The sequence below is a fragment of the Myxococcota bacterium genome, from assembly GCA_040387835.1.
Lineage (GTDB): Bacteria > Myxococcota > UBA727 > UBA727 > JABDBI01 > JAZKCZ01.
In genome coordinates, this window is sequence record JAZKCZ010000001.1 from 263,444 (window position 1) to 287,995 (window position 24,552).

The 24,552-nt window shown below is 47.9% G+C and carries 29 protein-coding genes and 2 tRNA genes; 12 read left to right on the plus strand and 19 right to left on the minus strand.

From position 1 onward, the window contains the following. The first annotated feature begins 88 nt into the window (after nt 1–88). Nucleotides 89–265, plus strand: a complete 177-nt coding sequence (locus V4534_01290; GenBank protein MES2503490.1) for a hypothetical protein — start codon at nt 89–91, stop codon at nt 263–265. Here V4534_01290 and V4534_01295 read toward each other — a convergent pair. After that, the gene (locus V4534_01295) at nt 262–1,827 is read right to left on the minus strand and encodes an NAD(P)/FAD-dependent oxidoreductase (GenBank protein MES2503491.1); all 1,566 of its coding nucleotides are present in this window, start codon (nt 1,825–1,827) and stop codon (nt 262–264) included. The genes V4534_01290 and V4534_01295 overlap by 4 nt on opposite strands. A gap of 28 nt (nt 1,828–1,855) precedes the next feature. Here V4534_01295 and V4534_01300 point away from each other — a divergent pair, with 28 nt between their 5' ends. Next, nucleotides 1,856–2,164: a phosphoribosylpyrophosphate synthetase gene (locus tag V4534_01300; GenBank protein MES2503492.1), complete on the plus strand. Its 309-nt coding sequence runs from the start codon at nt 1,856–1,858 to the stop codon at nt 2,162–2,164. 35 nt (nt 2,165–2,199) lie between these two features. Next, nucleotides 2,200–2,601 carry a hypothetical protein gene (locus V4534_01305; protein MES2503493.1) on the plus strand — a complete coding sequence of 134 codons (402 nt, stop codon included), beginning with the start codon at nt 2,200–2,202 and terminating at the stop codon, nt 2,599–2,601. Here V4534_01305 and V4534_01310 read toward each other — a convergent pair. Beyond that, nucleotides 2,560–3,960 (minus strand): lipase maturation factor family protein, encoded by a 1,401-nt coding sequence (locus V4534_01310; protein ID MES2503494.1) that lies wholly within the window; start codon nt 3,958–3,960, stop codon nt 2,560–2,562. The two genes, V4534_01305 and V4534_01310, sit on opposite strands and share 42 nt — an antisense overlap. Nucleotides 3,961–3,984: 24 nt before the next feature. Between V4534_01310 and V4534_01315 the strand changes: the two genes are divergently transcribed. From V4534_01315 to V4534_01325, 3 genes are all read left to right on the plus strand, one after another. Beyond that, nucleotides 3,985–4,356, plus strand: a complete 372-nt coding sequence (locus V4534_01315) for a DUF393 domain-containing protein (GenBank protein MES2503495.1) — start codon at nt 3,985–3,987, stop codon at nt 4,354–4,356. Nucleotides 4,357–4,398: 42 nt separating this feature from the next. Continuing rightward, nucleotides 4,399–5,715 carry a magnesium transporter gene (mgtE, locus tag V4534_01320; protein ID MES2503496.1) on the plus strand — a complete coding sequence of 439 codons (1,317 nt, stop codon included), beginning with the start codon at nt 4,399–4,401 and terminating at the stop codon, nt 5,713–5,715. A 63-nt stretch (nt 5,716–5,778) separates the two neighbouring features. Continuing rightward, nucleotides 5,779–6,126, plus strand: coding sequence for a hypothetical protein (locus tag V4534_01325; GenBank protein MES2503497.1), 348 nt, complete (start codon nt 5,779–5,781; stop codon nt 6,124–6,126). On the opposite strand, the gene V4534_01330 is transcribed toward V4534_01325, so the two are convergent. Genes V4534_01330 through V4534_01340 form a run of 3 tightly spaced genes read right to left on the minus strand, consistent with a single transcriptional unit; the run spans nt 6,103 to nt 8,119 of the window. Further along, nucleotides 6,103–7,263 (minus strand): dicarboxylate/amino acid:cation symporter, encoded by a 1,161-nt coding sequence (locus V4534_01330; protein MES2503498.1) that lies wholly within the window; start codon nt 7,261–7,263, stop codon nt 6,103–6,105. The two genes, V4534_01325 and V4534_01330, sit on opposite strands and share 24 nt — an antisense overlap. A gap of 43 nt (nt 7,264–7,306) precedes the next feature. Beyond that, complete coding sequence (locus tag V4534_01335) at nt 7,307–7,612, minus strand: hypothetical protein (GenBank protein ID MES2503499.1); 306 nt, start codon at nt 7,610–7,612, stop codon at nt 7,307–7,309. Next, nucleotides 7,613–8,119 carry a lipocalin family protein gene (locus V4534_01340; protein ID MES2503500.1) on the minus strand — a complete coding sequence of 169 codons (507 nt, stop codon included), beginning with the start codon at nt 8,117–8,119 and terminating at the stop codon, nt 7,613–7,615. Nucleotides 8,120–8,235: 116 nt separating this feature from the next. Between V4534_01340 and V4534_01345 the strand changes: the two genes are divergently transcribed. Next, entirely contained in the window at nt 8,236–8,670 is a 435-nt protein-coding gene (locus V4534_01345) for a hypothetical protein (GenBank protein MES2503501.1), read from the plus strand. Here V4534_01345 and V4534_01350 read toward each other — a convergent pair. The 5 genes from V4534_01350 to V4534_01370 all read right to left on the minus strand — a co-directional run bounded on the left by V4534_01350 (nt 8,620) and on the right by V4534_01370 (nt 12,578). After that, complete coding sequence (locus V4534_01350) at nt 8,620–8,844, minus strand: hypothetical protein (protein ID MES2503502.1); 225 nt, start codon at nt 8,842–8,844, stop codon at nt 8,620–8,622. The genes V4534_01345 and V4534_01350 overlap by 51 nt on opposite strands. An 8-nt stretch (nt 8,845–8,852) precedes the next feature. Beyond that, nucleotides 8,853–10,298, minus strand: a complete 1,446-nt coding sequence (locus tag V4534_01355; protein ID MES2503503.1) for an SDR family oxidoreductase — start codon at nt 10,296–10,298, stop codon at nt 8,853–8,855. Nucleotides 10,299–10,303: 5 nt separating this feature from the next. Next, nucleotides 10,304–10,825 (minus strand): hypothetical protein, encoded by a 522-nt coding sequence (locus V4534_01360; GenBank protein MES2503504.1) that lies wholly within the window; start codon nt 10,823–10,825, stop codon nt 10,304–10,306. A gap of 826 nt (nt 10,826–11,651) precedes the next feature. Beyond that, a complete protein-coding gene (locus V4534_01365; protein ID MES2503505.1) occupies nt 11,652–12,152 on the minus strand; it encodes a hypothetical protein in 501 nt (166 codons plus the stop codon). Between the two features lie 75 nt (nt 12,153–12,227). Next, nucleotides 12,228–12,578, minus strand: coding sequence for a hypothetical protein (locus tag V4534_01370; GenBank protein MES2503506.1), 351 nt, complete (start codon nt 12,576–12,578; stop codon nt 12,228–12,230). A 461-nt stretch (nt 12,579–13,039) separates the two neighbouring features. Here V4534_01370 and V4534_01375 point away from each other — a divergent pair, with 461 nt between their 5' ends. Then, complete coding sequence (locus tag V4534_01375; GenBank protein MES2503507.1) at nt 13,040–13,393, plus strand: hypothetical protein; 354 nt, start codon at nt 13,040–13,042, stop codon at nt 13,391–13,393. A 77-nt stretch (nt 13,394–13,470) separates the two neighbouring features. Beyond that, on the plus strand, nt 13,471–14,652 hold the full coding sequence (locus tag V4534_01380; protein MES2503508.1) for an AAA family ATPase: 1,182 nt from the start codon (nt 13,471–13,473) through the stop codon (nt 14,650–14,652). 1 nt (nt 14,653) lies between these two features. On the opposite strand, the gene V4534_01385 is transcribed toward V4534_01380, so the two are convergent. The 8 genes from V4534_01385 to V4534_01420 form a co-directional block, all read right to left on the minus strand. After that, nucleotides 14,654–14,730 (minus strand) — tRNA-Arg (locus V4534_01385). A gap of 219 nt (nt 14,731–14,949) precedes the next feature. Next, on the minus strand, nt 14,950–15,684 hold the full coding sequence (locus V4534_01390) for a DUF2608 domain-containing protein (protein MES2503509.1): 735 nt from the start codon (nt 15,682–15,684) through the stop codon (nt 14,950–14,952). Nucleotides 15,685–15,702: 18 nt separating this feature from the next. Next, nucleotides 15,703–15,779 (minus strand) — tRNA-Pro (locus V4534_01395). Nucleotides 15,780–15,787: 8 nt separating this feature from the next. Continuing rightward, on the minus strand, nt 15,788–16,861 hold the full coding sequence (meaB, locus tag V4534_01400) for a methylmalonyl Co-A mutase-associated GTPase MeaB (GenBank protein MES2503510.1): 1,074 nt from the start codon (nt 16,859–16,861) through the stop codon (nt 15,788–15,790). Then, nucleotides 16,854–17,456, minus strand: a complete 603-nt coding sequence (locus V4534_01405) for an RNA polymerase sigma factor (GenBank protein ID MES2503511.1) — start codon at nt 17,454–17,456, stop codon at nt 16,854–16,856. Before V4534_01405 ends, meaB begins: the two co-directional genes overlap by 8 nt. A gap of 35 nt (nt 17,457–17,491) precedes the next feature. Next, the gene (locus V4534_01410; protein MES2503512.1) at nt 17,492–18,319 is read right to left on the minus strand and encodes an ATP-binding cassette domain-containing protein; all 828 of its coding nucleotides are present in this window, start codon (nt 18,317–18,319) and stop codon (nt 17,492–17,494) included. Next, complete coding sequence (choX, locus tag V4534_01415) at nt 18,316–20,073, minus strand: choline ABC transporter substrate-binding protein (protein ID MES2503513.1); 1,758 nt, start codon at nt 20,071–20,073, stop codon at nt 18,316–18,318. Before choX ends, V4534_01410 begins: the two co-directional genes overlap by 4 nt. Nucleotide 20,074: 1 nt before the next feature. Beyond that, nucleotides 20,075–21,247: an alkaline phosphatase gene (locus V4534_01420; protein MES2503514.1), complete on the minus strand. Its 1,173-nt coding sequence runs from the start codon at nt 21,245–21,247 to the stop codon at nt 20,075–20,077. Nucleotides 21,248–21,289: 42 nt separating this feature from the next. On the opposite strand from V4534_01420, the gene V4534_01425 reads away from it, so the two are divergent. The 3 genes from V4534_01425 (at nt 21,290) to V4534_01435 (ending at nt 23,099) form a co-directional block, all read left to right on the plus strand. Further along, nucleotides 21,290–22,042, plus strand: coding sequence for a TSUP family transporter (locus tag V4534_01425; GenBank protein ID MES2503515.1), 753 nt, complete (start codon nt 21,290–21,292; stop codon nt 22,040–22,042). 53 nt (nt 22,043–22,095) lie between these two features. Next, nucleotides 22,096–22,401: a 30S ribosomal protein S14 gene (gene rpsN, locus V4534_01430; protein MES2503516.1), complete on the plus strand. Its 306-nt coding sequence runs from the start codon at nt 22,096–22,098 to the stop codon at nt 22,399–22,401. A 68-nt stretch (nt 22,402–22,469) separates the two neighbouring features. Further along, nucleotides 22,470–23,099 carry a hypothetical protein gene (locus V4534_01435; GenBank protein ID MES2503517.1) on the plus strand — a complete coding sequence of 210 codons (630 nt, stop codon included), beginning with the start codon at nt 22,470–22,472 and terminating at the stop codon, nt 23,097–23,099. Here V4534_01435 and hutH read toward each other — a convergent pair. Continuing rightward, nucleotides 23,076–24,515, minus strand: coding sequence for a histidine ammonia-lyase (gene hutH, locus V4534_01440; protein ID MES2503518.1), 1,440 nt, complete (start codon nt 24,513–24,515; stop codon nt 23,076–23,078). The two genes, V4534_01435 and hutH, sit on opposite strands and share 24 nt — an antisense overlap. Nucleotides 24,516–24,552: the final 37 nt, after the last annotated feature.

A 24,552-nucleotide genomic window follows, 5' to 3' on the forward strand; every position in this document is an offset into this window, starting at 1 on the left:
AGAAATTTGACTTGTTATTTTTCCGTCGCTATCCTCTCGATTACCTAAGTCGAATTACGGAGATTTAACGTCGTCAAAGGAGTACGGTATGCCGTTTATTTTCTTGCTGATTGCTATCCTATTTGCGCCGGTTGAGATTAGAGCTCATTTGGAACATGAAATATTTCATTTGGCTGGATGCGAGAGCCTGGAAGAAGAGGAAGCTGAGGAGAAGTCGTCTAAAGGTAGGGATCGAGACTTCTTTTGGTGGGGACTTCCCGTTTAAACTTTTCCGATGGCTCTGGCCACAATCGCCCCATCCATCGCAGCGCTGACGATTCCACCCGCATAGCCGGCTCCTTCACCACATGGGTAAAGATTTCGAATGCTCGGAGACATGAAAGAGACCGCATCTCGCAAAACTCTAACTGGGCTTGAGGTTCTGGTTTCAACGCCTACCAAAACCGCTTCTTCGCAAAGATAACCTGGCATTTTCTTGCTGAAAGCGAGCAGTGCTTCACGCAGTCTCGTGGCAATCGGCAGGCCGCAGCTGTCTAAAATCGCTTCCATATCGGCAGATTTTAGGCCCGGCTCATAACTGGTCGCGGGTAGGGTGGATGAAGTGCGTCTTTTAACGAAATCGGTAGCCCTGACCGCAGGCGCACAAAGCTCGCCCCCGCCGGCGTTCCAGGCTGCTCGCTCAATGCGTCGTTGAAGCTCGATGCCTCCCAATGGCTGGCTTAGGCCCGCACGAACGGAATCTTCCACGGTGATTGCTACAACTAAGCCGGAGTTGGCGTAAGGTGAGTCTCTACGAGACAAGCTCATGCCATTAACAACCAACTCACCCGCTTCGGTAGACGCTGGTACAATCCAACCCCCTGGGCACATACAAAAAGAGAAGGCTCCCCGTCCGTCTTCAGGCGTATAGGCCAAGCGATAGGGTGCTGCAGCAAGTTTTGGGTGATCTGCGAAGCGCCCATACTGAATTTTGTTAATTATCGGCTGTGGGTGTTCAATTCTGACGCCCATCGCGAAAGGCTTAGCTTCTAGATCCGCACCAATGCGAGCCAAGATATCAATCATATCGCGTGCTGAATGACCGGTCGCAACGACTACTGATCTCCCGGAGACTTCAGTGCCATCATGCAGGCGCACACCAACCGCCAATTCCCCATCAACGCAGATATCAACAACCCGCCGCTCGAACTCAAAACGAACGCCCAATGATTCAAGATGCTCCCGAAGGGCAGTGATCACTTTAGGCAGGCGATTGGAGCCGATATGCGGACGAGCGTCCGTCAGAATATTCTCCGGTGCGCCATGCGCGACCAGAATCTCCAAGACATCTCGTACGTCACCGCGCTTGTGAGAACGTGTATAGAGCTTGCCGTCTGAGTAAGTCCCTGCGCCACCTTCGCCAAAGCAATAATTGCTATCGGAATCCACCACGCCATGCTGCGTGAGACCTTTCAAATCTCTACGCCTTGCTTGAACCATCTTGCCACGGTCAAAAATAATCGAAGCGATGCCTTGGCGTGCGAGTTCATAAGCACAAAAAAGACCTGCCGGTCCTGCGCCGATGATCAACACCGGCGCGCCTTGTACAGCCCGTGGCTTAGGCTCAGCAAGCACGACTTCACCGGTGGGCACGGTGCCGACAGTAAGCAAGAATCGTACTTTGCCGTGTCTGGCGTCGATGGCTCTTCGCTTGATTTCAAAAGGCGGCAAAATCTCTGGAGCAACGCCTAATTTCTGAGAAATATATTGGGCGATGGCCAGATTTTCGTCAGGCTCATCGAGCTCAATCAGTAAATCTATTTCGAAATCTTCGGGTAGTTGCATCATGGGTGTTTAAATATGGTATTTTGAGAAAATGTTAGAACCAGAAACCCTGTCACAAGCGATAAAACGTTTCAATGCCCGAGGATATACCGAGGATTTCAGAGCCCACGCAGGTAAGCTGAAGGCAACACCCGCTGACAAGCTGTTCCAACCAACGGAACTGAGCGTTGATGAAACTTTCCGATTGGAAGGTGACACCAATCTGGAAGACGAATTGATTTTGTTTGCTTTGTCTGATCCCAGCTCCGGCCTTAAAGGGACTTACGTCAGCGCCTATAGTACCAACATGGATCCGCTTGATGTCGATATCATGCAAAAGCTGAGCACGCCCAAAGCCTAAGGAATCTGGCTAAAGCCATCTTGGTTTATGCCTTGATGCGCATTTTCGTTTTCCTGCTGATGGTCTGTTTAACTGCCGGGGCTTATCCGGACCCCGGCAAGTGCGTATGGCTGTCCAGCAATGGCACTGAGCTTGGCTGCGTGCCGCTTGGCGCGATCGCTGATTTGGTTTTAAAAAATATCTCTCAGATGCAATCTCAAAATGGCCAACACGATGTGCCCACCTTTTGGGAATTGGTGAGTTCCTGGGGAATGTCGGTATCTGCCCTAATTCTGGTGGTTTTAGCATTTGTCATGGCGGATAAAGAGGAGCAGGTATCGACTTTTATGAAAAAGCTCACCTTCGGTTTTGGCCTTATTGGCGGCATCGCCTATGTCATTCCATCCGTCTGCGGTCTATGCCTGTACTCCGCCTGGGATTGTTGGGGATGTCAGTAAGAAGTCTTCGATAAACTCCCGATGCCAATAATTTCCACTCGATGCGCGCTCGGCAGGCGTTGTGAAGCGGTACACATATCGTTGCACCCGAATCTGGACCGGCGGCCGGTTTTTAAATGGATTGGTGCGAAATAAGCGCAAAAGCGCACGGTCATTGTGCATTAATTTGCCGATCAAATTAAAAAGCCATGGATGTTGATAAGGCGATGACATGGCCGCGAACCACATCAACCAATCTAATCTCAAATGATACGGTGCAATTTGTATGCCTGCGCGCTTTAAATCGCCCGGCTTGCCCCAGAATTCATAAGCCTGCCAATGGACACCATCCCAGCTTCCCTCAATAATCAGCTCATAACGCGGCCTGGTGATAGACCCAAAAGCACCGTAAGTTCCAACAAGGTGGAATGGATCAAAACTGGCGTTCATGATTTGGCGGCGAGAAAACATATTTCGAATGGGCTTAATGCTTAAGGCTGCGACCAGCGCCGCAACGCCATATGTCAAAGTGCTTAACACCTCGCTATGGTGCAGCATACCCCAGGAATCCCCAAATAGCCAAATCAGCTGAGCGTCACTAAAGGTGCTGATGCACAAAATCATGGTCAAAAAGCCCAAGAAAGCAAAGTTGCCGCTCATAAAAAGCCAGCCATGAAACAAGATGGTTGCTGCCCCAGCAATGCCCGCAATTGGCTGCGGCATAAAATAGAGAAAGGGCACCGCCAGCTCGACAAGATGGTTCACTAAAACGCCAAATCGATGCACCGGCTTAGGCAGATGATGGAAATACCAACTGAGTGGATTAGGAATGGGCTGCGATTCATAGTGATAATAAAGGCAGGTCAAATCCCGCCAACACTTGTCCCCTCGGATCTTAATCATGCCCGCCCCGAACATCACCCGGAACAAAAACCATCGATAAAGCCAAATAGTGACATTGCCCCCATCCAAAAAGATGGCCAAAAATCCGGCTTCCAAAAGCATGGATTCCCATCCAAATGAATAGAAAATCTGCCCAACATTAACGAATGATAAATAAAGCAGCCATAAAAGCACCCAAACGCTGAAGGACACCCAAATGCCAAATCGCTCTGGCAGTCCGAACAACACCATCAATGAAAGAGCAACGCCAAGCCACCCAAAAATTAAAATAGCCGAGTCCTGTGGCATCAAGAAGAACAGGCTGGGTCGTTCTTTGAAGTTAGATCGTTTGATATACCTATCAATTGGTAATAAACCGTTCTTTCCCAGCAGGGGCAAGTATTGATGAATCACAGCGATAAAAGCTAAAAGATACACAAGTCCGAGGCTGCGTTTAAGCAATAGACCGGTTAGGTAATAAGTTGTTTCAAACGCCATTTCAGTAGGATATTATAGCTCGTGATGAAAAAACTAACAATTTATTATGATGGCGCTTGTGGAATTTGTAGAAATGAAATGGCTAAATTAAAGGCTAGAGATCGCCTGAATTTAATGCAGCTGGTGGACGCCAGCAGACCTGACTTTAATGCTCAGGCAGAAGGCCTGGACCCAGTGGCTTTGAGGCGTTGGTTGCATTTGAAAGATGAGCGAGGCCGAGTGCTGGTTGGCGTTGATGCCTTTGCCTTGATTTGGTCAGTCACTGGCCATCCGATTTTGTCTAAGCTTTGCCAGCTGCCGGTTAGCAAACAAATCGCGCAAGTGATTTACAGGCTTATCTCTAGATATCGCTATTTACTCAGCAATGATAAAGCCTGCAAATGGACAAGCGCTTGATTACGTTTGAACGGTAGCTGCGTGCCGCCTCCCTAATCTGGCATGGCAGAGTCCGTCGAACAAATTTCTGGCGAATGGAAAACACGCTGGCGCGAGCTTGACCTGCCAGGCCGCCGGCAACACTTTTTCGCCCTGCCGCCGCCTCAAGCGGAAAATTTGTTCGAAAAGCTTTCTAAAAAAGAGCAGATGGAGCTAATTGGTGAGCTGTCGCTAGCCGATTGGGGAGTATGGATTCGGCTGCTACGCTTGGATGACGCTGCAGATTTGATTCAAAAGCTTCCGGCGGAATTAAGAAGTGATACGCTGGCGCATTTCGATGAGAATGCCAGGCGAGAAATTATCGGTCTGATGGCCTATGCGGAAGATGCTGCCGGTGGCTTGATGAACCCTCGTTATATTAGAATCCGGCCCGACATGACGGTAGGCGAAGCGGCCAGATATCTGAGCGCGCAAGCCAAAAAGAACGTTGAAATTGTCTACTACTCCTACGTGTTAGAGCGAGATCAACGTTTGATAGGCGTCTTATCTTTTCGAAACTTGTTGCTGGCCAAAGAAGACGAAGTGATTAGCGACATTATGCACCGGGATGTCGTTTCCGTTCCCGAACAAATGGATCGGGAAGAGGTTTTAAGACTTTTCTCTAAATACCACTTTATTGCCTTGCCCGTGGTGGATGCAGACGGCCATATGAAGGGCATTGTCACTCATGACGATTTGGCCAAAGCCGCTCAGCAAGTGGCCACCGAAGACATGCAAAAAGTCGGGGGTATGGAAGCGCTGGATGCACCGTATTTTCAAGTCTCGCTTTTTGACATGCTTAAAAAACGTGGCGGTTGGCTAATGGCACTATTCATCGGCGAGATGGCCACTGCCACAGCGATGGCGCATTACGAGCAAGAGATAGCGCAAGCGTTGGTGCTGGTGCTTTTTATCCCCCTCATTATTAGCTCTGGTGGAAACTCGGGTTCACAGGCAACGACACTCATTATCCGGTCGTTGGCGTTAAAAGAAATCCGCCTCAAGGATTGGTGGCGGGTAATGCATCGAGAACTCGTTGCAGGCTTGATGCTTGGTATATTGCTCGCCTCTATTGGTTTTTTGCGCGTGATTATTTGGCAATACTGGAAGCCAAGCTATGGCGAGCACTATTGGCTTGTGGCAGTTACTGTAGCCTGTAGCTTGGTAGGCGTGGTCCTATGGGGCACCCTAACCGGCTCCATGTTGCCATTTTTGCTGAGAAAATTAGGTTTCGATCCTGCGAGCGCGTCTGCACCATTTGTGGCGACGTTGGTCGATGTGACTGGTCTAATCATCTACTTCTCGGTGGCCAGCATGATTTTAAGCGGCACGCTTTTATAGCCGTAGGCCCAAAACTCGACAGATTGATTTGTGTCAGTTACAAAATCTAATGGAGGCCTGATTATGGCAAATAGATTTAATTATGCATTGTTAACTTCAATGTTATTGGTGATTTCAGCTTGTGGCGCGGATGTGTTGCCTCACGGCGGTATTGCCAATTTTACCGCGCATCCTAATTCCGTATGCAATGTCACCGGCAGTACTGACAGCTTTCAAATCGAATGCGCCAAAGACGTTGATTGGGTTCTAATGACCTCCATGGACGGTAAAGCGAGGATAACCAGAGCAGATGTCAGAAAGTTCATTGGCGCTTCCGCAAGCTCAAATCCTATTACTTTAACACTCGTTCATACAGACGGTAGCGAGTCGGGTGTCTCAATCGGCAGCTTAGCGAGCCAATCGCCCAATTAGATAGGTGGCAGCGGTATTGCCAGTCACGTTCAGTAAAGTTGCCATCGGATCAATAATGATGCTGATGGCAGCGATAATCATCAGCGCTTCAGGCGGAAAACCATAAGCGCTGATAATCAAAAGCTCCCCAAGCATCCCGCCGCTAGGAATCGCGCCCATCACGGTGCCCACTAAAAATGCAATACCGATCGCCGTCAGCCAGATGCTCAGCCCCGAAAAATCCATCTGATAAACGCCAAACAAAAATGCGATCTTAAAAACCCCTCCCATGACCGAGCCGTGCTTATGAAGCAGCGAGCCTAAGGGCAGGGTGGTCTCATATATTTCAGGTTCAACACCCATAGCACCAGCGGCCTTCAAGTTCGCTGGTATGCTGGCCGCACTGCTACAAGTAGCCAGCGAAGTACTAGCTGGCAAAAAGATATTTGCCCAAAATATTCGAAGGCCTAACGCGGAGGAAGTCAAATAGGCATAAGCCGAGTACACCACCACAAAATAAGCCGCCGCAAACAGATAATAAATAATCGTCACCCGCCCATAATTAACCGCAACCTGCGGCCCAAGCGTCATGACCAAATGCGCAAAATAAGCAAAAAAGCCGATGGGTGCGTAATACATGACGTAAGAAAACATCCGCATCATCACTTCTTCACCAGCTTCCAAAAACGAAGACAGTACCCTGCTGGAGGCAGAGGCCACCCCAAATAAGATGGCAAAAAGCATGAGCGCCAGCATATTTTTATGAGACCAAAGCTCAGAAAAATTTGAAACCGTAAGCATGGCCACCAATTGCTCGGACAAATGTGGTGCAGCAACGGATTCAGCCGCGGGCAGGCTTAAATGCACGCCTAAAGCTGGTGGGAAAATCTGCACGATAATTAAACCAAGAGTGGCCGCAACCAAACTTCCGACCGTGAACACCACCACCATCGTTCCAAATATCTTGCCAATCCGTCCGACTTGCGCAGCGCGCGAAGTTGCAGCGGAGATACTAAAAAATATCAGCGGCACCACAATCGTCAGCACCAAATTGAGAAAGATATCTCCCAGCGGCTTAATATAAGTCGCGGCGTCGCCACCAAAATAACCGAGGCCGGCGCCTGCTAAAATCGATAGACCTAAAATAAGTTGAAACATCAGCCCGCAAGGGTACTGCTTTTAGACGCTAAAGCAACCGGTGTTAAAACCGGTAAATGGTTTTGGTGAGTGGGTTGATATCGTTGGCTTTATGACAGCGCTTTCCGGGCGAGCATGTCAAATCAGTCCCTGAAAATCCAGGCCAGTCCAGCATAGGCTTATACTCAGGCTGCTTTTTAAGCCAAGGATCCATCGCCCAACGATGCCCATATTCCAAAGGCATATTGAGCAGCATTTCGTGTTTCCCAGGCTTACTAGGAACGGGCTTTATGACCTTTTTACCCGCAGAAATATCCATATGAAGCGCAAAAAACATAAGCGCTAGCTTTAATAAGATAGTTCTGTTCATTTACCTCTTATCTATAATTAGGGCTGATATGTCAAATCCCTGTGCTTTAATGTTAGCTAAGATCTCATCGTATTTCTGAGGCTTAATTGTCTGCGATCTACTTAAAATCCAGAGATACTTTTGCTCAGGCTCACTCACCACAACATATTCATAGTTATCATCCAAATCAATAATCCAGTAATTCCCCCAACCAAAACCAGTCCAGCGCAGCCAATCGGGCAGAAAACTTACCTTCAACTTGGCATTGGTCTGCGCATCAACCACTTGAGCAATACCAACCGCTTCTTTCATCGAACCATCTTCCAAATCACATCGGTTGATAACGGATACGACGCCATCTTTTAAAGCATATTCAGCGGTGGATCTCAGGCACCCCTTTTGAAACCGATTGGGCAGGCGAGCGATCTCATACCATTTGCCCATGTACCGGCTCAGATCCACGTGAGAGACTGTCTGCAGCGAAGTTTGGGGCGCATGGGAGCATCCAAGCGCAAACACGAGAACCATAAGAAGGACGCAATATTTACCTTTCATCAAAACAGCCTAACATAAGGCTTATGGCACGGCTGTGGCAGAATAATTTCGCTAAGCTAACTCTTTAACAGCTGATGCTTCCAAAAATAATGCTGATATTTTTCTGCTGCGGATTTGTGATGGCCGAATGGCACCCTCGCATTAGGGCGTGTGCCTCTTGCTTGCAACTAAGTGTTGAGCTGGAAGTCTGCGAATGTTTGAAACGCCTGGAAGCAGCGTCATTGAGCATGTTTCAAACTCAATACCACTCGAATATCTTAATGTTTAGTTGGGCACGGCATAAGATGATCACCTTCCCAGAGCTGCTCCGTACTTGCAACATTCGCATTGATCGTGCGGAAGATGATATCCCAGTGGTTTCTGATAGCACGGTGCCTGGTTATGCCGTTAGCATGCCAGGTGACATGAGTCTGTCTTCCATCACAGTGGTAGATTACTCACGCCCGCCATCGCCTAAATCGCCGATGGTTTTGTTAAATGCGGGCTCTCAAAACGCTGACCACGCGGGAGTCAGTAGGCGATAGGCCCATGACTTTAGCAATCTGCTTTAGCTCGTGGTTGACTGCTCGCATGGAGTCAGGCTGCGTCAGTTGCGTGTCCGTGCCGCGGCTTCTGGGCTGGTGGTTGGGATGCTCTGTGGCATCAGCTTGACGATATTGTTGGAAACGTTGTTGTCTAACGATTTGATTGTGGCTCATGCTGTTAACTATCGGCCATTTAGATTTTTTGGCTCAGTTAAACCTTTTGCCATTTTTCCAAAAATGAAGAAGTGAAATGGCAGCATGGCGCACCAATATAGCCTTCCCAATAGTCCTCTAGGTCTAAAGGTCGCGGTTTGAATGTAGCTTCGGTTGTCTATTTTAAACTCAAGCCACGCTTCTCCAGGAAGCTTCATTTCAGCGTAAAGTATTAGGTGGCAGGGGTCTTTATCGGCTTTTACCACCCTCCAAAAATCAATGGAATCGCCCACTTTGAATTCGGTCGCGTGTCGTCTGCCGGTATTTAGGCCCGTTCCACCCATGATTTTGTCCAATAGGCCTCGCAGTCTCCAAGCCCAATTAAGACCATACCAGCCATTTTTGCCGCCGATGGCCCAGATGCGTTTGGTGACAGCGTCATTTGGGAGTTTTAGTTCGAGCTGCTTGATATCGGTGAAACAGCCTTCTTTGGGGACTTGGATAAAATTAAGCAAATCCAGGTTATCACCTTTGATGGACCAGGCGTCCATCCAGGTAGATAGAACTTCGTTTTGAGATATCTTTGAAAATGCTCGCTCTAAAGCTTCTTCAAAAGCCAGGCAATCATGCGGTAGGATATTTTGGATCTGGTGATTTCTGCAGACGCTGTCGTACTTCATACTGTCTACTAAGTAGGAGCAGATAGAATAGCGCACTGAAGTTATCAAAACGAGCCAGTAACTTGAGAGGCGAGGGGTTAATAGCGGCACATTGACAATGAGTCGCGTGAGATTTCTAAATTTCGCGTAACGCAGCAGAACTTCTTTAAAGCTCATGACTGTAGGGCCGCCAATATCAAAAGTTTGAGCGTAAGCCTCTGGCTTAAAAAGTATGTTTGACAGGTAGAAAATGACATCCACAATCGCGATGGGCTGGCACAGGCTCCGTACCCACTTGGGTGCCAGCATGACGGGTAGCTTTTCGGTTAAATCTCGAATGATTTCAAACGAGGCGCTGCCGGCACCGATAATGATGCTAGATCTTAGGACCGTGACAGGAACTGGGCCGGTTTGAAGTACCTTTTCGACATTTCGCCGGGAAGCTAAATGTTCGGATCGCTTGATTGAATCACTGGTAATGCCGCTGAGGTATATGATTTGCTGACAAGCAGTTCCCTCTAACGCTTTTAAGAATCGCTTTGCAACTTTCTCTTCGTGGTCACCTAAGTTTTTAACATCGTGCGCCATTGAGTGAACGAGATAGTATGCGGCTTCTATGTCATCCGGAACTTCAAGCTTGCCATCCTTTTTGCTTAAGTCGCCATAGAGGGTGTGGAGATTGGGGTTGTCGGTGGCTAAAATAGGCACACCTCTAATCCTGGAAAGCCCGTAGACCTGGTGTCCGAGCTCTAGAAGTTGAACAATGAGGCGCTTGCCGATAAAGCCGGTTGCACCAGTAACCAAAATTTTTGCCATGCTTTTTATTCCGGCAGAATATACATTTTGTCCGTTTCATCACCCCACAAGTTCATTCCCAGGGTGAAGCGTTTCCGGACCATATCCTTTGATTCTTCGCCTTCATCTATACTGACAGCATTTAGTCTGGCAATTAAAATGGGCTTCATCGGTTTTGAGGCATCGTACGATAATCCGTAATATTTGAGTAATGTTTCGTCATTCATGAGCGCCACAACCAGAAAAGCGTCAAATTGAGTGATGCGGGCATCCGTTCTAAAGATGTGGTTTGAGCGGTCGCCATTTTTTTTTATGAAGTCCAATACGAGAAACATATTTTGACGGGTTAGGTCACTGGAGCTTAAGGTCCAACCGTTTTCAGTGCTTGATAAGGAGTTTTCGCCATAGGCCTGATGCTTCATCCATTCGGTAATGCAGCGCGTTGCAGTGAGATCATCGCGCACCCCTAGGCACTCCTTGGGGCTGGCCGCAACAAGCGGGAAAACGACCGAAAAAAGGAGAGAAATCTTAAATAAAGTAGTTGTCATGCTGAGAGGAAACAGCACGAAGAAGGCAGAGTATTCCGGCCTTAAATTGGCGCACCCTACACGACTCGAATTGCGCTAATCGATGGGCCTAGTGCCTTAGTGGGCACAACCTAGGTCCATGCCTTCTTCAAAACCTAGCTGGGTGAGGCTGAATAATTTCACTTCGCATTGAGTTTCTGTAAGATGATGAAAGAAATACTTTGCGCTCTATTATTGTCAATTTCCGCAAATACAGATTTATTTGCCCAACCAGACCCGGGGGACGATGAGTGCGCCGAGTGCCAGGTTTGTTTCGAAACAGAGGATCTGCGTCAGGTTTGTGATTGCTTACATCATATTTGCCCAACTTGTATTGAAGGCCTAGCCAATCATAGGCCAAGTCATACAACCAGTATTCCATGTCCCAATTGCAGAAGGCCCTGGCTGGCTACAGCTATCAACGAGCTACTGGCCCCAATAATTGCGCAAAGAGAAAGGATCAGAGATGAAGCAATTCAGTCAGAAACATTACACCACCGAGCGGACCTCAGAGACGACGCTTGGGTAGAGACACTTACAAGGCGATCGAATAGCGGAGACATTGCAGCTTTATTCATGTTGGTGGCACTCGATTTAAGAAACGCTTATTAAAGTCCGGGATTCTATCCCACAAACCCCTCAAGGCTCGCCACCCTCGATATCTTGATTGATATATTCAATCCAAAAAAACAAAGAACATAAAAAAGGCGTCTCTAATACCAAAGAATATCTCAAGCATAAGATTGGTATTCGACAGCTTGCCTAATTGGTTTAATGTTTTCCACCGGAATCACATCCCTTGAGCTATTCAGCCGCGAGGCTGCGAACTCTGACAAGTCGTTAGTTCAGCATAAATATAAACCAGCGTATCATGGAGTTGTCCACCTATCGCTAGCCACTTTCGCTGTCCTCCTGAGGTAGAAAGATCTGCTGCTGCCCTTTGCTTGTGATAGTTCATTTCAGCTTCGATGTACTTTGTCTTAAGCGCAAGACATCGAAAAAAGGTTTCGGCTTCCTGCGAACACGTTGAGTTTAGCTGGACTGACTTTTCTGAAAGAGCAATCAGTTCTTGATATCTTTTACTCAAGTGGAGCCATTTTATTTGATCTTGGGAATTATTTAAATCGAGCTGTGTCCTGATTTCCTTCATCTCCGATCTGAGTTTCTCAAGGGCAGACTGTTTAATATGCACTTTTTCTTCAATGTTGACTTGTGAGTCAACAGGCAAGGGAATTCCCTCAAAACAGATTTGAGCATAGCCACAAAAAGACCATAAAATGTATAAAACAGAGACGATCTGATTTCTCATAACCAAAGATAGCCTCCAATAAACATTTTTGGCGGCCGTATTTGTCCCGATTTGAATGCGACATCTACACTTAACTTATTTTGTTGAAGCTGAGTCTGTTCCAAGTCGTCTTAAAACGGTGACTATAAAGTCCTGAGGGATGGTTTTATCTGCTTCCAGCAATCGTCTAAATTCTTGTTCGAGAGCAACAGCAGGAATATTTTGAGCTCGCACCGTTTCAGGTGTTCTAAATCCTACTATCAATTGAACCATGTCATCTGCTAGACCTGTAAATTGATAATAAGCAACGTCAGTGTCATGATCGTAATTTGTAATCTTAAACGTTCTGGTTTCTGGTGCGCCAAAAAGGTAAGCATCTTCTACCCAAGTCACCGCAAGAACATTCTGACCAAACATCAAGACAGATAGCATACAAATAAATTTCATGACGACACCTCGGATGCCAGGATCGATTTCCTGTTCTCAACACCAGCAATTGTCTCCGTAGTAAAAGTCCCGCTTCTAGATCGATTCAGCGCTACTTCCTCGGGCAGTAGCACCTGGTTTTGTAAGTAAATCGCATCGATGTCAGGCTGAGTCTCACGCAGAGCTGCCAGCGGTTATTCCAACGATATTTTTGGGACCACTCACCAAGAGTTGAGCGCCCTTTGCCCATTATTTCCGCGAACCGTTTGATGCTTCGCGGGGAAGCCATATACGAAACAAGAGGAACGCTTCAAACGCAAAACTGGTTTCTTTCAGCTGGCGCTGCCACGCTTTCTTCGAGATGACGCATTATTTGCTGACGTGTGGCCCATTATAGTAACTCTCCAAATGGCCAATCTTAGGTGCTCCTGCCCAAGATTTCCTGGTTCGACATGATAAATAAAGCATAATAAAAGAACAAAATGTCTATTTTTAATATATTGCTATTTTTTGTTGTAATTATGGCAAATCTAGATTCCTCCGTGGCCGCTCAGAATATCGCAAGTCTCGACTGCTCCAAATTTTCTTCCATCAACTTTAAAACAACGCTTGAAGCAGATGACGTTGAACGTTTTGCAGAGTGGGCAGAAAGAAATTCGAACGATCTGAATACCTTTGAATCAAGAAAACTTGAATTTGAAAGACTGCAACAATACTATTGCACGGGTAGAAGGGACTTTTACAAAATAGCAAGAGACTTGAGTTGGCAAGGCCTTACGTTGTCGGTGACCACTGGCCTCACAGCTCTGGGTTCAAAGTTCTTGGCTCCGCGGTAGGTTCTACATTAATAGCGTTGGGAGCTGCGTTCCAGCAATTCGGATCGAGCGTTATTAATTCGGTTCGTGAATCAATTATGGACCAAAATGAAGGGCTCAAATATGTGCATACTGAGTTAATTGAAAAATCGGCAGGTAGAATCAAAGAATTGCCGGAAGATATCGTACAAAAAATTCAGTCTTTTGACCGTACAATTACGGCCCTGCTCGCGCAGAAACAAACTGATGCTGCCTTCAGATATTTGAAACGAAGAGAACAGGTTTATTTGGCCTTTCCAACCAAAATTCTAAATATTTCGCACCGAGATAGAAATGGCGATAAAGAGATAAAAAAAATTCTGGATCATCGAGCGAGAGATTTGATTAGTCGATATCCTGAGGAACAACAGCCTGCCTTGGAGCTTCTCGTCTCGGCCATTAGAGACAATTCTGTGACCTCCAAGGGAAGTCGAGTCCAGGCGTATCTCTATGGACCTCCGGGAACAGGGAAAACAACATTTGTTAAGCAATTAGGTGAGGCTCTTAATGTCCCAATTTGTTATGTCAGCATGAGCTCGCTCGAACCTTCTCAACTCTTAGGTTTTGAACACGAAGATTATGGTTTTTCAAAATCTGATAGCGAGGTAGTGGGAAAAATAGCATCTTGTTATATTTCAAGTGGCTACAAAAACCCCATCATCTTTTTTGACGAAGCAGGCGAATATCTCAGCGATTCGACGTCGCAAAGCGCTGGCTTCGATTTGAACCAAATGAAACGGCAACAAATCCAGGCGGAATTTAAAAAAATAACTGACCCTTCATCAAGTACTCTAAATCATGTAGGCCTGGGCATAAAAATTGATACTTCGCGTTCAACATTTTTATTTGCCAGTAATTATCCCCTGACAAATACAGCTTTGTTAAGTCGAATTACCCAGCTCTCTCTTTCTAAACTTACTCGTTCAGAAAAAGAAGTAGCGGCTACGGGGTCTTTGGAACAGTCACTTTGTGAGAAATCAGAATTTCTTGCAGACGATGAGATCGAAGAAATCCGAAAAGTATGTACGGAATATTTGCCATTTATAATCGACGAAGATGCAAAGAGAAATCCTGGTGCCAGAACGATTCAATCCGTTATAGGAGAGTTTGTGGGTCAGGTTGAGGCTCTTCAAGAGCAGGAGAGGGTGTCCGGCACATCTCGCATAACAGAAGAACTTCTAAAAAAACGAATTTTAGGCAGCTTTGAACGCCGCGAACCTTTGCCTGCGACTGGAAATTAGTTGGTGCGCCCTACAAGACTCGAACTTGTGACCCCCGGCTTAGAAGGCCGGTGCTCTATCCAGCTGAGCTAAGGGCGCTGGAGATGCGAATCTATACGATGAGGGTAAAAACTCAAGTAGATTTTTTAGCTGGATTGGTCTGCGAAGCTGACCCTGAATAAAGCCCCGGTTGGAGCGTCAGCGGAAACCGTGGGTTACATAGAAAATTCAAATGAGAGAGCTGAAAGCTCGGCTGACGGATGAGTAATTCAGTCGCACCTTCGGTGCTATCCTAGGTGGGGCATGGTTTACCCCGGGTTACGCGCTTTGCGCTACACCCGGGGCTTTACTTGGAGCCCGCTTTGCGGGCCGTTTTGAGCGTTTATCTATTAGAGGATAATAGAGGCCGATGAATTTGATGTTTTGCGCTTGTGCTACGGCTTGCATGCTTTCTAGGTTTGTTTTTAAATCATCTACCAAGATAATGGTTTTTGGCATCTGTTTGACCAAGTTCAATTTGAAATACGAGCCGAATAATTCGCCTTTGGGTCTGTCGCCGCTTAGAAAGACGCCATGTTGAAAGTTTGATTTTTCGAAAGTGGGTTCAACGATTTCTACTTTTGGCCAGGCCGTTTTGCTGAAATCGACGTTTACGGATTTTAGTTGTTTCAGGGTGCTTTCGAGGGACAGAGTCGAACGTGCGGTTAGGGCCATGACGGTTAGGCCTTTGTTTTGTAATTTGCGGATTTCGGCGGCGGTGATCGCCTCAATGGCTTTAACTTGGCAGTGGCTTTGCTGCGCTTCCCAGTAGGGTCTTAGAAGTATGGCGGCTTCTTTGATGGGCATGCCGGTTTTTTGTGCACCTGCGGTTTGCTGATAGATCCAGTCCGCGGTGCAATGTGGGCCAACGCCATCGAAGACGGTTTTATCCAGATCAAAAAATATTACCGTGTCTGCATCTGCGAAGGATGCGACTTCGGCCATGGATTTAATTTCGTGGATTTGGGCAGAAAGAGATAGAGCAAGAAAGCTTAAGGGAAGTAGTCGTCGCATAATTTTGAAGGAAAAAAGTGGTCGGGGTGACAGGATTTGAACTTGCGACTTCCTGGTCCCAAACCAGGCGCTCTACCAAACTGAGCTACACCCCGACGAAAGCTCACCTATCTTGGTTTTCTAAAAATGTCAAAGCTTGTGCGGCAGCATTTTGTACGCTTTCATCTAAATGGCCTTTGGACAGCACATACAGCCAAGGGATGGCCCTTTTATCGTTCAGCTGTCGGATGGCCAAGATGGCTGCAATGCGATCTTCGGTGCCTTTGCGTTCTGAGTAACTAATAATGGCTTCTAAAGCCTTGGGGTCTGGCTTTCTGGTCAGAGCGACCAACGCTTGGCGTGCGATTCTTGGATTTTTTTGCTGCAGGGCCGCGATTAATTCTGAGGTTGTGGTCCCTGATTTTGCACATCCGGTAGCGATGAAGAGAAGAAGCATCATGGCTTTGGAGAGAGTTTGCCATAGGGCGTTAAAGCCTGTGCGCTCTTTGGCGCTGGCGCTTAAAACGGGTGTGGGTCTGCCCATGAGTTTCAGTGCGCCGGCGTAGCTTTGTTTACTTTGCTCAGCAGCGTTTTTCAGATCGCCGTCAGCTTTGTTGATTAAGATAACATCGGCCAATTCGAAGATACCTCGTTTGAGGGCTTGCAGTTCGTCGCCTGAAGCCGGGGGGAGCACCAGGACCAACTTGTCCACGATTTTCACGATTTCTGCTTCGGATTGGCCTACGCCGACGCTTTCTACCAAAATAATATCATAGCCTGCGGCTTCACATAGGCTGATGGCTTTACCCGTGTGCTCGGAAATCCCGCCGAGATGACTTTTGGCCGGGGAAGGGCGGATGAAAACGTTGGGTTGACGCGCCAGTTGCTGCATTCGGGTTTTATCGCCCAGCAGGCTGCCTTTGGTGACCGGGCTGCTGGGATCAATGGTTAGGACGGCCAAAGACTTGTTTTGTTCTAGGAGGTATTGGCCGAATGATTCGATCAGGGTGCTTTTTCCTGCACCGGGAGGGCCTGAGAGGCCTATTTTGAAGGCAAGTTGGGGCCTTGATGCTTGCCAAGTTGCCAGCTCATGCAAGAGCCCAGTGGTTGCGGCCATGTCAGCTGGGGCTGAACTCTCAACCAGGGTAATTGCTTTTGCTAGCGCCCTGCGGTCGCCGTTTAGTAAGTCGTTAAACACCTAGCAGTTCTTTATAGTGCGAGTTTTGATTCACTGCATCTAGAAATTCGCGGCGCGCATGGAAGAGCCTGGTGCGCACGGTTGCGTCGGGGATTTTTAGCACAGCGGCAATTTCGGGTGCGGTCATGCCTTGCATGTCGGACAGCACAAAGACGGTTTTTTTCTTTGGGGTTAAAGTTTGTAGGATTTGGTGAATGGCGATTTTGCGGTCCTTGCGGGACAATTGCTCTTCTAAGGGCATTGCTGGTTCCATCCAGACGAATTCCGTCTGCTTTTCGAAGGCTTCTGGATTTGAGCTATTGTGGGGCCTTACTTTGTTGGTGCGGCGCAGGAAGCTTAAGCAGGTATGGATGGCAATGCGGGTAATCCAAGTTGAAAAGAGTGATCGCTTTTCAAATCGATGCAAAGAACGCCAGGCTTCTAAAAATACTTGCTGCACCAGATCTTCCGGATCGCCGTGACCATGCAGCATGCGCACACAAAATGCATACACTTGATTAAAATAGCGATCGTAGAGTTTGGCGAAGGCTTTGGTGTCTCCTGCAAGCGAGAGGTCAATCCAGGCTTCTTCTTGATTGCGGTCAACTTTTTGCATTCTTTACATACTCCGATAGTTGCTAATTCGGAGCATCAGACGAAAGACTGATCGGCACATCGAGGACAGTGGCTTTTCACGTTTTGAACAAAGCGCTCTACATAGGCGTTGGCTGGCATTTGAACGATGTCTTTTGGGGTACCGATTTGAATCACGCGGCCTTCTTCTAAGATGACGATTCTATTGCCTAGCAGCAGTGCTTCGTTCAGGTCATGTGTGACAAATACAATGGTCTTTTTTAAGTCCGCTTGGAGTCTTAAAAGCTCTTGCTGTAGCTGTGAGCGGGTGAGCGGATCCAGCGCTGAGAAAGGCTCGTCCATTAACAGCACGCTGGATTCGGTTGCTAGCGCTCTGGCGATGCCGACTCGTTGTTGCATGCCTCCCGATAGCTCTTTGGGAAAGCTATTTGCCCATTGGCTTAGGCCGACACGCTCGATGTTCTCTGAGACAATTCGGGTCTGGTTTGATGTATCGAGATGCTTGATTTCAAGACCTAGGGCGATGTTTTCGCTGACGGTGCGGTTTGGTAGTAGCGAGGCTTGCTGGAAAACCATGGAAATATCGCTACGCCTAAACTGCGGGAAGTTGGTGATGGGCTGCTCTTTAAAGCAAACTTGGCCCCGAGCGGCGGGGTTTAGGCCGTTGAATGCCCTGAGAAGACTAGACTTTCCTGATCCAGAAAGACCCATGAGGACCACGATCTCGCCTTCTAAGATGCTTAATGAAATGTTCGAGACCGCAACAGTATGACCCGTTTTTTGTCTGATTTCCTGGCGGGTATGGCCGGCGTCTAAAAGCGGGTAGGTGATGGCAGGCGTTTGCCCGAAAATGACGTCTAGGTGGTGAACAGATAAAATACTCATGGCAACTTCTCCCGGGTAGGGCGGGGTTGAAGGGTTCGATCGAGGATGAGTGCGAGGATCACGATGGCCAATCCGGCTTCAAACCCTTGTTTAAGATTGACGGTGTTCAGTGCTCGGACCACGGAGGTGCCCAAGCCATCAGCGCCTACCAAAGCGGCAATCACCACCATGGACAGGGATAGCAAGATGCACTGGTTCAGCCCAGTTAAGATGGACGGCAAGGCATGTGGTAATTCGATTTTCCAAAAAGTCTGCCATCTGGAGGCGCCGAACGCTTTTCCAACTTCCAAAAGATCTTGGGGAACACCGCTGAGGCCTAAGTGGGTCATGCGAATCGGGGCAGCAATGGCGAAGATGAGTGTGGAGATAAGCCCCGGAACCACCCCGAGTCCAAACAACATTAGCGCCGGTATCAGATATAGGAACGAGGGGAGCGTCTGCATCAAGTCAAGGATGGGCCTGAGCACCATCAACGCGCGCCTGCTGCGGGCGGCTAAAACACCCAGCGGAATGCCGAGCAAGCAGGATATTAGAGTTGCTAGCAAGACCAGCACGAGGGTTTGGATGGTTTGCGTCCAAAGCCCAAGATTTAAGATAACCATGAGTCCGAGACACACACCAAAGCCAAGTCTAACTGAACGCCGCCAGCTGTAGATAACCGCAGATATAAACAAGATCAGCAGCAAGGCCGGGATGCTCAGCAAAAACCCAATCAGAGCCTGGATCTTGGCCTCGATGCTTTTGGAAAGGATCAACGATTCATTTGAATAACGTTTGGTAAAATGATTAACGACGCGTTCGGCAAAGGCGCCTAGGGGAATAGGTTCTAGCTGGAAGGAGTCTGAAAAATTGTTTATGCCAAAAAGATATTTGGCTAAAGACTCTTTATCTCCCGTCCATTGCATCGCCTTTTGAGGATGCTTTCCTAGCCATGCTTGCGCCGCTTTTTGAGGCGTTAAATTCTGTTCAAGTATCAAGGCCATGAGTTCGCTTTCTTCTTCGACAGTAAATTTGAGGTTGGTTAGAAAGTGGCCTAGGGCAGGGCACGTGGTACGCAAGTTCTTACGAGTTAAGGTTGAGACGCTGGCTGCGCCGTAATTAGCCCCGAAGAATGCATCGCCGCCATCAAGATATTTGAGATTGAGCAATAAGTTCATGGGATGTGGGGCCCAGCCTAAGAAAACCACCCAGTCTTTGCGGGCCATGCTTTGTTTGACGCTGGTGAGCATGGCTTGTTCGCTGGATTCAATCAGTTTCCATGATTGTAGGCCGAAGGCATTTTGAGACAGCATTTTTAGAATTTGCCGGTTGCCATCGTTGCCTGCTTCAATGCCATAAATATGCTGATTAAAATTCGGGGCGAATTTTTTGAGGTCGTCGAAATGCTTGACGCCTGCATTGTAGACGTATTCGGGCACTGCCAAGGTGTATCTTGCGCCTTCTAAGTTTTTACCCAAATTTTCGATGTTGCCATGCTTTAAGTAGGGTTTCAGATCCGCTTCTTGACTCGGCATCCAGTTACCCAGGAACACGTCAACTTGTCCATTGTCTAAGCTTGCGAGGGCGACTGGTAAAGATAGCAGCGAAATTTTTGGCGTGTAGCCTAAAGCCTTTAATAGCTCAGCCGTCACAGCCGTGGTGGCGCTGACATCGGTCCATCCGATGTCAGCTAAATGAACATTCTGGCAAGCTGCATCCGGCTTGCTGCTGGCAGCCCAGGAAAACGATAGCAGGATAAAGAATGCCAGTTTCATTTTATTTTCCTAGGATACGAGCAACAAATTCGGTGTTGTCCATGGGTTTGCTGAAAGCTTCTGCACCAGGGCCCATGGCATAGACGCCGACGTTCACGCCTGTGTGTTTAGAAAACTTTTCTTTAAGATCTGGATAGAGATCGGAAGTCCAATTGCCCTTCGCAGTGCATTCCAGATTGCCTACGCATTCAGTGTGTTTTTCATCGATTTTAAGACCACCGGTTTCATGATCAGCGGTGACCACGACCAGGGTGTCTGGATGCGCCTTGGCCCAATCAGCCACCAGCTGGACCATGTTGTTGGTCTCGGCCATTTCGGCAGCCAGTACGCCAATGGGGTTTTCGATTTCTTTGTTTTTATGGCCGACCCAATCAACCAGGCCGCTTTCGATCATTAGAAAGAAGCCTTTTGGGTTTTGGTTTAGGATATCGAGCGCTGCAATGGCAGTGTCACTGATTTTGGGGATGTCTTGGCCAATGAAAAAGGAGTCGCTGGTAGCGGCCATCGGCATGGCTGTTTTCCGGTCATAGCTGCCGGGTATGAGAGGGTGCTGACCGAAGCCGGCGTAGACATGGTCGATTTTTTGGCCGGCGCTGACTTCACGCCTGATCTTTTCTAAGCCGGTGGCGGAGTCCGTCATTCTATAGCTGGCGTTCGAATTTTTGACCTGTTCCCGGTAGAACATTTCATCGGCGCCGGCGATTAAGTTAGGTTGCGTTTGAGTGAGATAGACGTTTAAAATGTCTTTGGTGTTTTGCCGGGTTTTAGCGTGGCCAGCGAAGCACGCTGGGGTGGCGTCCGTGAGTAGGGTATTGGTAGCAACTCCGGTGCTTTTGCCTTCTTCTTTGAACATTTCTAAAAGCGTTTTGCCTGGGCTAATGACGCGGTTTTGCACTTTTTGTCCGGTAGCAATGGCTGTGGCTGCAGCGGCGCTGTCGGTAACTTCTCCGTCTATGTTGTGGGTGGTGACGGTGCTCTGAAATGGAAACTTCTCGAAGGCAAGTTTTTGGTTTCCCAGATAGATTCTTCCGGCTTTAACTTGCTCCGGCCCCATACCATCCACAATCACCATGACCACATTCTTGGCCCGGGGAAGGGCTAAGCGGGTATGATTGCAGGCAGAGAGCGTGAAAAGACAGCATAAGACTAATAAGCAGGGGATTTTCTTTTCCATAACTGGTTTGTATGAAAAGGCGTTTGTATTTGGAGTGAATAATTGGAAACAGAATATTTAGGCCTTCTTGCTGCGGCCGCCTTTGTAGCTGGATTAGTAGACAGCATTGCAGGGGGAGGAGGTCTTTTAAGTTTTCCGGCAATGCTTTTTGCGGGTATGCCACCGGTGCAGGCTATTGGAACCAGCAAGTTCTTCTCAACCTGTGGTCTCTGCGTCTCTACCGCTAACTACGCTAGAAAACGAATGATCTCTTGGCGCTTTATTCGTACGGGTGCCGTTTTTGCCGTTATCGGATCGCTGCTTGGATCTCTGACTGTTTTATCAATTGATAATGATTGGCTGAGAACGCTGGTCTTGATCTTCTTGCCGTTTGCGGCTTTGAGCCTGTTGATTAGACCAGATGGTAAGATGGAGCGTGTTATTCAGCATGAAAAGCCAAAAACAATCGCGCTTGCCACAGGCATGAGCTTTTATGACGGCTTTTTTGGACCAGGGACAGGTTCGTTTTTGGCGATTGGCGCTCATAAATTATTGGGCTTAAACTTGTTGCAGGCAACGGCATTGGCTAAGCCATTTAATCTGATTTCTAACGTGGTGGCGCTGATAATTTTTGGCGCTTTTGGCAAAGTGGTTTGGCCAGTGGCAATCCCTATGGCCATTTGCAATATGATAGGCAGTTGGAGCGGAAGCCATTTAGCCATGCGGCAGGGATCTGCGTTGGTGCGAAAGGCTTTGCTGTGTGTTTTCGCTGTTTTGTTTATTAGCCTGGCCCTGAAAAGCCTAAAGGCTTGCTAAATGGCTTCTTTTGATCTATTGCAATGCCTCCAAATCAGGAGTGAGTAAAAAAGATGGCACGTACTTGTCAGTTAGCTAGAGAAGTCAAACGAGAAAAATTGGTTCGTCAACAAGAAGATCGACGTACCGCACTGAAGAAAGCCCAAATCGATCCAGCTCTTTCAGATGAAGAGCGGTTGGCTGCTCGTTTGAAATTGAATAGCTTGCCGAGAGACTCCTCTCGCGTGCGCATCACCAGACGCTGCCAAGCAACTGGCGCTGCCAAAGCGGTTTACCGTAAGTTTAAACTGAACCGAATTTCTTTTAGAAATATGGCCCTTAAAGGCCTTTTGCCTGGCGTGACCAAGTCCAGCTGGTAGTCTGTCCGCCTATTGACGGATTTACCCGTTTCATTCATCGCATTAGTTTGTCCCTCCGGAGCAAATTAATGCGATTTTTTCTTTTAGCCACATGTCTTTTGACGCAGCTACTCTCTATGAATGCTCATGCATCCTATGCGGGAAAGGTAGGCGTCAGGCTTGGAAGCGGTTTTGGAGTTTATGCCAGCGCTATCACGAATACGGCGAACCGGACCGCTGCTGACTCGGCGCGAAGAGAAATTACTGATAAAGATGGCAACCAAGTGCAATCTGTCGCCGATTATACCAGATACTTTTCGGCAGGCTGGTTGGTGCCGTTACAGTTGGAAGGAACTTACGGGTTAACTAATTCGCTCGAACTGTTGCTGGGTCTGCGAACGGATTTTTCAGGGTCTGTCACTGGTGAAGATGACTATATTATGAAGATGTTTGGTGTGTCTTTGGGCTATCGCTACTATTTTAATACGACAGAGCCGATTCAAGCCTATGTTTCTGGGCAGCTCGGTGTCGATCTAACCAAGTTCGTTCGTTTAGAGAGCAAATCTGCATTCGGATTTTTATGGGCGATTACGCCGATGGTAGGCATATTTTCTGAAGGGAACCTAATGATTGCCGGGTTATATAACGGCAACAGTGACATCGGTAAAGGGTTGCAAATCGGGGTCGGGACGACTTTAGGCGTTCACTTGCGCTTTTAGGTATTGCACGCTTTTCGCCAGATCAATGCCATAGGCCCTGTCGACTTCCGCAAAAGAGACATGCTGTCTAAAGCTTTCATGCAGTGCTTCTAGCGCTGAGCTCGATTTCAGCGGCCGTCTTAAATCTAAAGCTTGAGCCGCACAGAGCAGTTCTATGGCTAACACGTGACAGACGTTATCAACGATGGTTCGAGCTTTGTTGGCGGAAGTCATGCCCATGGACACATGATCTTCCCGATTCGCTGACGTGGGGATGCTGTCCGTGCTTGCCGGATGCGATAGCACTTTGTTTTCGTTGATTAATGCTGCTGCCGTGACTTGTAACATCATCATACCGCTGTTGAGCCCCGGGTTCGGTGTCAAAAATGCGGGCAGTCCGGATGAGAGCATGGGATTTAGCATCTGCTCCATGCGCCTTTCAGAAATATTAGCGAGCTCTGCGGTAGCAATGCCCAAAAAATCTAAGGCGAAGGCAACGGGTTGGCCGTGAAAATTACCACCGGATAAAATGTCATGGTTTTCAAATACCAGCGGATTATCGGTGGCGCTGTTGATTTCTCTTTCTAAAACGGAGCGCGTATATTGTAGTACATCGCGGGTGGCACCATGAACTTGGGGCATGCAACGCAGCGAGTAAGCATCTTGCACCTTGCGACAGTAGCGGTGACTTTCGTTGAGCTCGCTGCTGCCCAGCAGTTCTTTGATGCGCTTGGCGGATTGAATTTGTCCTGGATGTGGCCTGGCTTCGTGGATTCGATTATCCATAGGTGCATCTGAACCCAGCAGCACATCTAGAGACAAGCTGCCTATTTGATCTGCAAAATCACTTAGGGATTCGGCCTCGAGTTGGGCCAAGCAACCTACGGCCGTCATCGCCTGTGTGCCGTTGATAAGGGCCAAGCCTTCCTTGGCATGGAGCTCGAAGGCTTCGACACCTTCATGATCTTTCATGAGAAACATGGCCAGATGGGCCAGTGGGGCTAAATCGCCAGATGCGCCGACGCTGCCTTTACGGGGGATTTGTGGGAGCAAATTACGGTTTAATAGCGCGGCGAGCCTTTCTAATATGAGCGGTCTGACGCCAGAGAAGCCCTTTGCCAAGGTGTTTAAGCGCAGCAGCATGAGGGCCCGGGTTTCGGCTTCGCTCAAAGGTTCACCCACGCCTACGGCATGAGACAAGATGAGATTTCTTTGCAACTTTTCTAAGTCTTCTGTTGAGATTTTTGTTTCAGACAGCGCGCCAAATCCGGTGTTGATTCCGTAATACGCTTTGGAGCCAGAGGCTTTCAAGTCGATTTCTAAGCGAATGTTTGCGATTTTATCCAAGCAGTGGGGAGCAATCTGAATGGGTGTTTTGTGGCAAGCGATTTCTTTAAGTTGCTTTAGGCTGAGAGATTGCCCGTCCAATATAATCATATGATTCGATGGCCTCAAGATAGAACGTTGTTTTTAC